10 protein-coding genes are annotated in these 11840 nt (G+C 28.3%); 8 read left to right on the top strand and 2 right to left on the bottom strand.

What is annotated here, in order from left to right:
• Positions 1-920, bottom strand: a 920-nt coding sequence (locus NSA58_RS08930) for an aromatic acid exporter family protein (RefSeq protein WP_257560397.1), incomplete at its 3' end; no start/stop codon positions are given.
• Positions 921-1077: 157 nt separating this feature from the next.
• On the opposite strand from NSA58_RS08930, the gene NSA58_RS08925 reads away from it, so the two are divergent.
• The 4 genes from NSA58_RS08925 (at position 1078) to NSA58_RS08910 (ending at position 5395) form a co-directional block, all read left to right on the top strand.
• Positions 1078-1773: a Crp/Fnr family transcriptional regulator gene (locus tag NSA58_RS08925; protein WP_039678017.1), complete on the top strand. Its 696-nt coding sequence runs from the start codon at positions 1078-1080 to the stop codon at positions 1771-1773.
• A 22-nt stretch (positions 1774-1795) separates the two neighbouring features.
• A complete protein-coding gene (locus tag NSA58_RS08920) occupies positions 1796-3292 on the top strand; it encodes a YjjI family glycine radical enzyme (RefSeq protein WP_039678016.1) in 1497 nt (498 codons plus the stop codon).
• A 2-nt stretch (positions 3293-3294) separates the two neighbouring features.
• Positions 3295-4107, top strand: a complete 813-nt coding sequence (locus NSA58_RS08915; RefSeq protein WP_039678015.1) for a YjjW family glycine radical enzyme activase — start codon at positions 3295-3297, stop codon at positions 4105-4107.
• Positions 4108-4324: 217 nt separating this feature from the next.
• Positions 4325-5395 (top strand): YkvI family membrane protein, encoded by a 1071-nt coding sequence (locus NSA58_RS08910; RefSeq protein ID WP_039678107.1) that lies wholly within the window; start codon positions 4325-4327, stop codon positions 5393-5395.
• A gap of 42 nt (positions 5396-5437) precedes the next feature.
• Here NSA58_RS08910 and NSA58_RS08905 read toward each other — a convergent pair whose 3' ends face one another.
• The gene (locus NSA58_RS08905; RefSeq protein ID WP_039678106.1) at positions 5438-6349 is read right to left on the bottom strand and encodes a LysR family transcriptional regulator; all 912 of its coding nucleotides are present in this window, start codon (positions 6347-6349) and stop codon (positions 5438-5440) included.
• Positions 6350-6539: 190 nt separating this feature from the next.
• Here NSA58_RS08905 and NSA58_RS08900 point away from each other — a divergent pair, with 190 nt between their 5' ends.
• The 4 genes from NSA58_RS08900 to NSA58_RS08885 all read left to right on the top strand — a co-directional run bounded on the left by NSA58_RS08900 (position 6540) and on the right by NSA58_RS08885 (position 11747).
• Complete coding sequence (locus tag NSA58_RS08900; protein WP_074429792.1) at positions 6540-8174, top strand: FAD-dependent oxidoreductase; 1635 nt, start codon at positions 6540-6542, stop codon at positions 8172-8174.
• A gap of 22 nt (positions 8175-8196) precedes the next feature.
• Positions 8197-9150, top strand: a complete 954-nt coding sequence (locus tag NSA58_RS08895; protein ID WP_039678104.1) for a 4Fe-4S binding protein — start codon at positions 8197-8199, stop codon at positions 9148-9150.
• 185 nt (positions 9151-9335) lie between these two features.
• Positions 9336-10109, top strand: a complete 774-nt coding sequence (locus NSA58_RS08890) for an ABC transporter ATP-binding protein (protein ID WP_039678103.1) — start codon at positions 9336-9338, stop codon at positions 10107-10109.
• A 9-nt stretch (positions 10110-10118) separates the two neighbouring features.
• Positions 10119-11747: a hypothetical protein gene (locus tag NSA58_RS08885; RefSeq protein WP_039678102.1), complete on the top strand. Its 1629-nt coding sequence runs from the start codon at positions 10119-10121 to the stop codon at positions 11745-11747.
• Positions 11748-11840 lie beyond the last annotated feature (93 nt).

Here is an 11840-nt window from a genome sequence, read left to right as displayed (position 1 = left end):
TATTTTTTTAGTTCAGTTAAACATAAAAATAAAATAGCTCTATTTTCAAATTCTTCTCTGTCTTTAGGAAGAGGCTGAGTTTTCATATCATTAGAAATCCTATTCAAATCACTTAATAAATTAGTAACAGTATTAGCTTCGAAAGAAGTATTTCCAACTTTATTTATAAACTCAGACACTATATATCCTTGAGAAGGAACGTAATTTAGCTGAGATACTAATGTGTATAGATTATTTAGGATATCTCTTTGACTTTTTATTATCTCCATATGCTCTAAGAAATACTTTGTATCGCTTAGTAAATTATTATTAATATTTTCATAAGCATCTTTAGTACTGTTTTTTATTAATTTATTCAATTCATCTAAGTTGTCTTGGAAAGAAAGGTTTTTATCTGGATTACTTATTATATCAGCAATGTCCATTAGAATTAAGCTAACTTGTTCTTGCAGCTTTTGTTGACCAAGATAAATTTTATGAAAATTAGAAGGCATATACATGTTGATTATTATACCTATTCCAGCACCAATTATAAAAAGTCCTGTTTCATTTAATATCCAATAAATACTCATTGAACTTTGAAGTAAGTAATGAGAAGAAATAACAACACACATTGCTATAACATATCTTATATTTAATACAAAGCAAGTACCTATTATAATTAATATGTATAAAGAAAATGCAAATAAATTATAGCCTAATAAATTGAAACATATATATGAATAGACTGTGCATAGTACAAATCCAAATAACTTTCCGAAAGCTCCTTTTAAAGTTTCTTTTTTCGTATCTTTTACAACTAAAAGAGTAATTACTCCAGCTACAGTTGAATATTGAAGTTTAAAAAAAGATGCAATAATAATTGCTAATATACTTCCTAATGATAATTTTAATACTTTAACTGCATCTGTTTTGTTCAAGTTAAAACCTCCTTGTAAAATTATATTATTCATATTTTATCATAAATATAGTATTTCATGAAGAAATTATATAATATAGTAAAAGGACATATGTCCTTTTGATTAATTTTAATAATTATTAAAATTAAAATAGTACAAAACTTAGGAGCAAGTTAAAATGTATGACAACTCATTATACAAAGAAATAGAAAATAAAAAAGTTAAAGAATTTATAAGAAATATACCTAGGCATATAAAAGGAAACTGTAATTTTAAATGTATTGAAAAGGATAAAATAGTTGTACTTAAGGAACATGAAATAGAAAAAATATATATACATTGTAAAGGGAAAATGATAGTAAGAAATGAATTTGAAAATGGCTTTATATATGATTTCGCAAGTATTGAGCCCATATCTTACATAGGGGCTATGGAGATTATGGCAAATAAAAATATCTATTCTTCCACATTACAAACTATGACGAATAGTATAATTCTTGAGATGGATAAATTTGATTTTATAGAATGGATTAATAATGATCATAAGTTGACATTAGATGTATTGCATTTTGTATCAAATCAAATGTATGAACAGTCATTAAAAACAGGAGAAGTTTTAGCTTATCCAGCTATAGGTATTTTGATAAATTATTTAATTAATGTTTTTGAACGAAGTAATAAAAATGAAGTTGTATTGAAAAAAACAAGAGAAGAAATAGGCTCTATTTTAGGATTTTCAGAAAGAACAGTTAATAGAAATTTGAAAATACTAAAAGATGAAAACCTAGTTTTTGCAGATAGAAGAGGTATTTTAATTACTGAAGAACAATGTGAAAAACTATATAAGAAATTAGATTCAATAAAAAATAAATGAGCTAATTATGGGGGACATTCAAATGAATCAAGTATTGGAAATAATAAAAAATGAGACATTAACTTATAACCAACAATTATTACAGTTGGCAGGATATGCAGGAAATAGCATAGAGGTTTTTGATATAGACGAAGAAACTAAAAAATTATTGGATGCAGAAATAATATGCACAATGTTTGAAGGAAACACTCCTTACAGACCAAGATATGTTATACCAAACTATGAAGTTTTAATGGAAAAAGGGTGTGAATTTCTAAGTTTAGAAGCACCGACTGATATTTGGGAAGCAACTAATAGCTTATTAATTTTATATAAACATGTACCATCTATAACATCGTACCCAGTGTACCTTGGAAATATAGATACACTTTTAAATCCTTTTGTAAAAGATGAAGAAGAGGCTTATAAAGCAATAAAGTTATTCTTAAAGCATGTTGATAGTGCATTAACAGATTCATTTGTTCATGCGAATATAGGACCAGTTGATACTAAAGCAGGTAGATTAATACTTAAAGCTATGAAAGAATTAGAATGTGCAATGCCTAATTTAACAGTTAAATATGATAAAGATATAACCTCAAAAGAATTTGCTAAGCTTTGTGCAAGTACTGCTTTAGTTACTGCAAAGCCAAGTTTTGCTAACCATAAAATGGATACAGCTGATTTTGGAACAGAAAACTATGCATTAGCTTCTTGTTACAATGGATTTATAGTAGGAGGTGGAGGTTACACTCTAGTTAGATTAGTTTTAAGTAGACTAGCAGAAACTGCTGATTCGGTAGAAGATTTCCTATACAATAAGCTACCATTTGCAGCAGAAAAAATGCTTAATTATATAGATGAAAGAATTAAATTCCTAGTTGAGGAAGCGGCTTTCTTTAAAACAAGTTTCTTGATTAAAGAAGGATTTATAAAAAAAGAATTATTTACAGGAATGTTTGGTATGGTAGGTCTTGCGGAAGCAGTTAACCATTTACTAAATGCAACTGAACAAAATGATAGATTTGGCTATGGAGATGAAGCAAACGAATTAGGATTAAAAATAGTAGAAAAGCTTAATGAAGTAGTGACATCATATAAATCACCATATGTGGGAGATGCTTATAAAAATAATCATGTTATGCATTGCCAAGTTGGTATAGATACTGATACAGGAATATCTCCAGGATGTAGAATACCAGTGGGAGAAGAGCCAGAAATATTTAAACATATAATTCAATCAGCGCCATTCCACAAATATTTCTTCAACGGAATAGGAGATATATTTGTATTTGAAGATACTTATAAAGATAATCCAGAAGCTATCGTAAATGTTATAGATGGAGCATTTAATTCAGGAATAAGATATATATCTGCTTACGCAGGTGGATGTGATGTAGTTCGTGTTACAGGATATCTTGTGAAAAAATCAGAAGTAGCACAACTTGAAAGTGGACAAGCAGTTAAAAATAATGCAACTGTATTTGGTATGAATGCTAAAAATGGAGCAAAAGCATTTGATAGAAGGCTGAGAGATTAATTATGGCTTTAGTTAATAAAATTATTCCGTTTTCATGTATAGATGGACCTGGAAATAGAACAGCAATATTTTTTCAGGGGTGTAACTTTAAGTGCACCTATTGTCATAATCCAGAAACCATAAACAAGTGTGTAAACTGTGGATTATGTGTTAAAGTTTGTCCTGTAGATGCTTTAAATATTGTGGATAAAAAGGTTACTTGGGATGATAAAAAATGTGTTGCATGTGACGCATGTATTCGAGAATGTGATAACTTATCTACTCCAAAAACTAAGGATTATTCAGTAGATGATTTATTTGAAGAAATTAAACAAGTTAGCCCTTTTATTCAAGGAATAACTGTTAGTGGCGGTGAGGCTACACTTAATATAGATTTTATAGCTCAATTGTTTAAAAAAGTAAAAGAAGAGCTTGGCCTTACTTGTTTTGTTGATACTAATGGGAGTATTGATTTAACACAATATGAAGAGTTCGTAAATTTAACCGATAAATTTATGATAGATGTTAAAAGTATGGATGAGAAAGAGCATGTTAAAGTAACTGGACAGAGTAATGATATTGTGATTAAGAATGTAAAATACTTACTTGATTTAGATAAGATTTATGAGGTTAGAACTGTAATAGCACCAACTTTAAATAATGAAAATACAGTTAGAGAAGTGTCAAAGATAATTAAAGATAAGTGTAAATACAAGTTTAATATATACAGACACCATGGAGTGAGAAAAGAAGGTTTGGATTTTCATGGATATGTAAGTCCTGACGAGGAAGAAATTAATAAATGTTATAGAATCTACAAAGAAAGTATTTTATAGAAGAAAACACATTGATATTTTATCAATGTGTTTTTTATTGTAAGGAAACTATATGTTATCTGATTTATGGATAACGTATAATTTCCAACTTTACAACTTGAGCAACGGGCGAAGCCGTTGGCGATATAAGCCAAGCTAATTTTTTAGTCATATTGAGTTTTTATATACATATATTTAGTACTAGCCTTTCAAAACTTTTAAATATGGAGGAGAAACTATGGAAGGAAAAATTAGTATACTAAATGTAATGAAGTTTGCAGGAGCATTTATAGCATTTATTATTGGATCAGGATTTGCTACAGGTCAGGAAATTATGCAGTTTTTCACATCAAATGGATTATATAGCTTAGTATCAATAATTATAAGTTTAATATTATTTACATATTTCGGTAGTACAGTCATGTCATGTGGTTTTGATTATGGGAGCTTGAAAAAGTACAGACCATATAAATACTTTTGTGGAAATAAAGTAGGATTATTTTATGAATACTTCGTTCCAGTTTTATTATTTATAAGTGTCATAGTTATGATTTCGGGAGCAGGAGCAACATTGCAAGAGTATTATGGACTAAATTACTATGTAGGTTGTGCTATGATGACAATATTAGTACTTATTGCTTTTCTTTGTGGATTGGATAGTCTTATTAACATAATTGGTTTTATTGGTCCTGTTATAGTTGTATTTTCTTTGATTGTGGGATTTACTATTTTGGTTCAAAATTTAGACGGATTAAAAAATATTTCACAAACAATAATGGAGGTTAATCTTACAAAAGCAGGAGGGAATTGTGTTAAAAGTGGAATATTATATGCATCATATAACATGGTAAGTGGATTATTTTTCTTTACATCTCTTGGAAATAGTGCGGATACTAGAAGAGAAGCTAAGTATGGAGCAATTGTGGGAAGTTTATTATTAATGATAGTTATTTTGGTAATGAATTTTGCTTTATTATCAAAAATAAATGATATTTATAAATTATCCATACCAACTTTATATTTTGCAAAATCCATATCACCTATGTTTGGTAAAGTTTTTTCTATTGTCTTGTTATGCGGGATTTTTTCAACAGCTGCACCAAATTTTTGGACAGTATGTGACAAAATTTCTAAAGAAGGAAGGTATAATTCAAAGATTATTGCCATTATTATTTCAATTTTAGCATTTTTCTGTGGTTTATTTCCATTTGAAAAATTAGTAGCAAATGTTTATCCACTGACAGGAATTTTAGGTATACTCTTATTTATATGTATATTTTTAAAGCAGATTAGTAAAAGAATTATATAATAATTACATAAAAATAAGTATAACTTTAGATGATAGTTATACTTATTTTTTTACTAATAAGTTTTTCATAAAATCTGATGTCTTATATTTTTTTAAGATATCTTTTAATGTAATTATTGAAGGAGTCATTATTTTATCCTTATGATAAACAAGCTTAAAAGATCTTTTTAATGTATTTAGATCAGTTTTTATTATATGGATTTTGCCATTTATAATATCCTCTTCAAAAGTATGTATAGATAGAAGAGATAGACAATTATCATCTAAAATAGCTCTTCTAATAGTGTCAGTTGAGCTAGCCTCATATGCTAGTTTTATATGAATTTTATATTTATGTAAAATTTGCTCGAAAAATTCTCTTGTACCACTACCATCTTCTCTCATAGCAAACCTTTGATTCTCTAAATCATACAATGTTATTTTTTCTTTATTTAGAAGAAGATGATTATTATTGCATAAAAGAACAAGATAATCATCAATAACAGGAATTGTAACTAAGTCTTGAGAATGAATATCCCCCTCTACAATAGCGATGTCTAGTTCAGATTTTAATAATTTCCTTTCGACCATGGCTGTATTATTAACATAAGCATAAGTACTTACTCGAGGAGCCACACTATGAAATTCTTTTATTATTTTGGAGAGAAGGCAAGTTCCAACAGTTACAGAAGCACCTATTCGTAAATGCTCTATATGAAGATTATCATTCATTTTTTTCTCTAAATTATCAAACTGTTCTACTATTTGTGTGGCATAGGTGAAGAGTTCTTTACCAAAGGATGTTATGTATAATTTTTTAGACAGCCTATCGAAAAGTTTTCGATTATAGTGATCTTCTAACTCACGAATAGCTTGACTTACTGTTGGTTGAGATATAAATAATCTCTGTGCAGCTATGCTCATTTTACCAGTTTTTGCAACTTCTATAAAAATGCGCAAGTGTCTAATTGTCATAAAATAGCCTCCTTATTTTACTAATAAATATGTTTAATTGATATTGATTATCTATAGGTTTTACCTATGTTTTTCATAAGATAATATCGCTTTTAATAGTATATCACAAGTGCTACAATAAAATTGAATAATTAGGAAAAAAATGTAAATTATATAAATTTTAATGTGAAATAAAAGGGGGTTGATAAGTGTGAAAGTACTTATTATTGGAGGTGTTGCAGCAGGGACTAAAGTTGCAGCAAAGTTAAAACGAGAAGATAGAAGTTCAGACGTAACTATTATTACTAAGGGGAAAGATATATCTTATGCAGGATGTGGCCTTCCTTACTATGTTGGAAATGTTATCACAGAAAAAGAACAATTAATTGTAAATACTCCACAAAAATTTGAAAAATTAACAGGAGTGAAGGTTCTAACTGAAATGGAAGTTATAAAAGTTAATCCAGAAGAAAAAACTGTGGATGCAGTAAACGTACAAAGCAAAGAAACATATAATTATGGATATGACAAACTAGTAATCGCTAGTGGTGCATCTCCTATAAAACCACCCGTAGAAGGTTTAGACTTAAAAGGAGTTTTCTTTATGAGAACACCTGAAGATGCAATTAATTTAAGAGATTCAATAGAGCAGGGAGAAATTAAAAGAGCTGTAGTTGTAGGAGCAGGATTTATAGGATTGGAAGTTGCAGAAAATTTAGCTAAACAAGGAGTGAAAGTTTCTGTCATAGATATGGCAGAACATGTACTTTCAGGGTTTGATGAAGAAATGAGCGAATATATAGAAAATCATTTAGCCGAAAATGGAATAATGACTGCTACAGGAGTAAGAATGGAAGGAATTATAGGTACTGATAAAGTTGAAAAAGTTAAAACTTCTAGACGTGCTATGAAGACAGATGCAATTGTACTTTCAATAGGAATTCGTGCAAATACCAATTTCCTTCAAGATAGTGGTATAGAACTTATGCCAAATAAAACTGTAAAAGTAGATGAATACTTGCAAACAAATATAGAGGATATTTATGCTATAGGAGACTGTGCATGTGTAATAAATAAAATTACAAAGGCACCTCAATGGTCCCCAATGGGTTCTTCTGCTAATATAGAAGGACGTCTTACTGCTAAAAATATATTAGGAAAAAATAAATCTTATGAAGGTGTTCTTGGTACTGCTGTTTGTAAATTACCAAACTTAAATACAGGAAGAACAGGGCTTACAGAAGTGGCTGCAAAGGAAGCTGGATATAATCCTATAAGCGTAATCTCTGTTGTAGATGATAAGGCTCATTATTATCCAGGTGCAAGTAATTTTATTATTAAAATGATATCTGATAGAGATACAAAGAAATTACTAGGGCTACAAGTACTTGGAAAGGGAGAAGTAGATAAAATAGTTGATATAGCAGTTACAGCTATATCATTAAATGCATCAATAGATGATTTAGAAAACTTGGATTTTGCTTATGCACCACCATTTTCTACAGCAATTCATCCATTTGCTCACACATTAAATATATTACAAAATAAAATAAATGGAGAGTTTGAAACAATAACTCCAGTAGAATTTAAAGCAGGAAAAGCTAATGATTATAAAATAATTGATGCATCCATATTGCCAACTTTAAAAACTGCTCCATATATAGACTTAACAAAGGTGGAAGGTGTACTTCCAGAATACGATACTAATGAAAGATTATTACTGATATGTGCAAAAGGTAAACGCGCATATATGTTACAAAATCGTTTAAAGTTCTATGGATATAGTAACACAAAAGTTCTTGAAGGTGGATTGACTTTCAATGAAATAGAGGAAGATGAAGAATAATTATTAAAAAGGGGGAAAAACAATGGCAACATTGACAATTAGTAAGGAAGATGAAAAAAGAGTAAAGGCTTTAGGTTTTTTAAGTAATAAGGGTACTGATAATTTTTCTGCAAGGGTAATAACTGTAAATGGAAAAATAACAGCAACACAACAAAAATGTATAGGAGAAGCAGCTGAGTTATTTGGTAACGGAATAGTAACATTTACAACTCGTCTTACAGTGGAAATACAAGGCATACCATATGAAAAAATTGAAGATTTTAGAGCATATATAGCAAAAGAAGGTCTTGAAACTGGAGGAACAGGCTCAAAAGTACGTCCAGTTGTATCATGTAAGGGAACTACTTGCCAATATGGTTTAATAGATACATTTGAACTATCAGAAGAAATTCATGAAAGATTTTATAAAGGATATTCAGGTGTAAAGCTTCCTCATAAATTTAAAATAGCAACAGGTGGATGTCCAAATAACTGTGTAAAACCAGATTTAAATGACTTGGGAATAATAGGACAATATATACCAAATTTTGATGAAGACTCTTGTAATGGATGTAAAAAATGTGCTATAGAGAAATTATGCCCAATAAATGCATGCAAAGTTGTGGATGATATATTAGAAATAGATGAAGAGCTATGCAATCATTGTGGCCGTTGTGTAGGAGCATGTCCATTTGATGCGATTGAAGACGGAACATATGGATATAAAATCTATATTGGTGGTAGATGGGGTAAAAAAATAAATCATGGTATAGCTTTAAATAAGGTATTTACTAGCAAGGAAGAAGCCTTAGATATAATAGAAAAAGCCATATTATTATATAGGGAACAAGGAAAAACAGGGGAGCGTTTTGCCAACACTATAGAACGTTTAGGTTTTGAAAATGTGGAAAAACAATTATTAGCAAATGATTTACTTGAGAGAAAAGAAGAAATAATAAATGCAGACCTTCACTTAGTTGGAGGAGCTACTTGCTAATAGAATATAAATAAAAAAGTATCTTACAATTATGTAAGGTACTTTTTTATTTATATAAGTTGTAGACTGGCAGGTCTAAGTCTTATAAAATAATTAGTGACTGTTAGAATGGTATTTATTGGAATGTGAACTTATGATATTGCTAAAGATTTTTGATAAGTTTATGAAAGAAGGGGGATGAGGTTATGGATGAAATAATATTGGAATTAAAGGGTTTAAAAAAGAGTTTCGGAGGAAAGGAAGTATTAAAAGGGGTTGATCTCAAAGTAAAAAGAGGAGAGATTATTGGATATATTGGTGCCAATGGTGCAGGAAAAAGTACAACTGTAAAAATTATGTTAGGCATAGTAGATGGATATGAAGGAGATGTAATAATTTTTAATAAAAGTATTGAAGATACAAAAGGTGAATATAAAAAGAAAATAGGATATGTGCCAGAAGTATCGGAAGTATATGAAAGTTTAACTGCAATAGAATATTTGAATTTCATTGGTCAATTATATGATTTGGATGTGGAAACATTAACAATAAAAGGAAAAGAACTTATGAAATTATTTGGAATATACGATTACTTAAACACAAGAATATCAACATTTTCAAAAGGAATGAGACAAAAATTAATACTTATTTCCAGTATTATTCATAATCCGGAAATATTATTTTTAGATGAACCCCTAAGTGGATTAGATGCTAATTCTGTAATGATAGTTAAAGAATTACTTGAAATATTTGCAGGAGAAGGAAAAACTATTTTTTATTCATCACATATCATGGATGTAGTAGAGAAGATAAGCCATAGAATAGTGTTACTTAATGATGGAAAAATAGTTGCTGATGGAAGTTTTGATGAACTTAAAGAAAATTCTAAAGAAGGTTCATTAGAAGAAATATTTAATGAAATAACAGGGTTTAATAATCACAAAGAAATTGCTGATAGAATTTCTAGTGTAATTAAGTAGGTGAATAATATGAAAGAATATAAATTTTTAAATATTTTAGATAAATTTAAGGGGATATATACTAAAGTTGGTGTAGATTATGAAAAAATGAGGCTAATTTTAAGTATGAAATTAACTCTTGATAGTAGAAGAACATCTACTGTTATGCAAAATTCTAGCAAGGAAGATGAAAGTGATGAAAGTAAAAATTCGTTTAATAAAGCATTAATTATGTATGGAATAATGGGGATTTTTATTGGAATAATAACACTATTTTCATTTAATAAGATGTATACATATTCTCTAGTTTTTGGGATGTTTATGTTTTTTATATTAACTATATTTATATCGGATTTTTCAAGTGTTCTTTTAGATATGAGGGATAAAAATGTAATAGGAACTAAGGGCATTGATAATAAAACAATTAATGCAGCTAAACTAACTCACATATGTTATTATATCTTCCTAACTTCATTGGCATTATCATGGCTTACAATAATAGGAATGTTTAAATCAGGAGTTTTAATAGGAATTCTTTTTATATTAGAATTAATAATAATAGATATATTTATGATTGTAATAACAGCATTATTATACCTGTTGATTTTAAAGTTTTTTGATGGAGAAAAAGTTAAAGATATAATCAATTTTGTGCAAATAGGATTAACAATAATAATGACCATAAGTTATCAGTTATTAGGGCGAATGTTTGATATAGTTGATTTAAATATAATATATGAAAGTAAGATATGGAACTTGTTTTTTCCGCCAATGTGGTTCGCATCACCTTTATATGCAGTTGATGGTGGGGAAATTAATAAAATAATAATAGCTCTTATTGTATTAGCCTTTCTTGTTCCAATTATAGCAATTAGTCTATATATAAATAATACGTCTAAGTTTGAAGATTCTCTTTCTAAATTAAATATTGCCAATGATAATGAAAAAGAAAAGAAAAATAGGGTATTTTATAAAATTGGAAGATGTATGTGTAGAAGTAATGAAGAAAAAGCAGCTTATGATCTTTCAACTTCTATAATAAAAAGAGAAAGAGAATTTAAATTGATGACATATCCTAGCTTAGGTTTTGATATGGTATTTCCATTACTATTTATATTTATGTTTTCAATGGATTTTATAAGTGAAATAAAGAATATATCTTTACATATGTCATTAAATATCTATTGGTTTATATTTATGGTTCCAACTTTATTAATAACACTGCAATATTCAAATAACTATAAGGCAGCATGGATTTATGATGCAACATTTATAAGTGATAAATCTAATATATACAAAGGCGCATATAAAGCTCTTTTAGCAAACTTATTATTGCCACTATACTTATTTGAAAGTATAATTTTTATCTTAATTTTTGGAGTTAAAGTAGTGCCTATTTTAATTATTGCTTTTGTATTTTTATTACTTTTCATAGTCATTGAACATATAATAGGAAAAAATAGTTTACCATTTACTATTAAGTTCGGACAGGTTAACAAAAGTCAGAACATAATTAATACTTTATTAGGGATGATTATTTTAGGTGTAGCAGTAGGAATAAATTATCTTTTACTATTTAATATATATGCATTAATAGCATATGGAGTGATTTTAATAATTATAACATTTATTATGTGGAAGAAACATATAAAAGCTTAGAAGTGATTTGCTAAAAATAAAACTACTGAATAATTATAACACTATCTATTATTATGCTACCCACTATCTCTATAGCTCTTTTTTGTTTACTAT

Origin of the sequence: Terrisporobacter muris (assembly GCF_024621905.1) — a bacterium.
Classification (GTDB): domain Bacteria; phylum Bacillota; class Clostridia; order Peptostreptococcales; family Peptostreptococcaceae; genus Terrisporobacter; species Terrisporobacter muris.
Note: the sequence above shows the minus strand (reverse complement) of the source record. Positions and strands in the feature narration are given on the sequence as shown.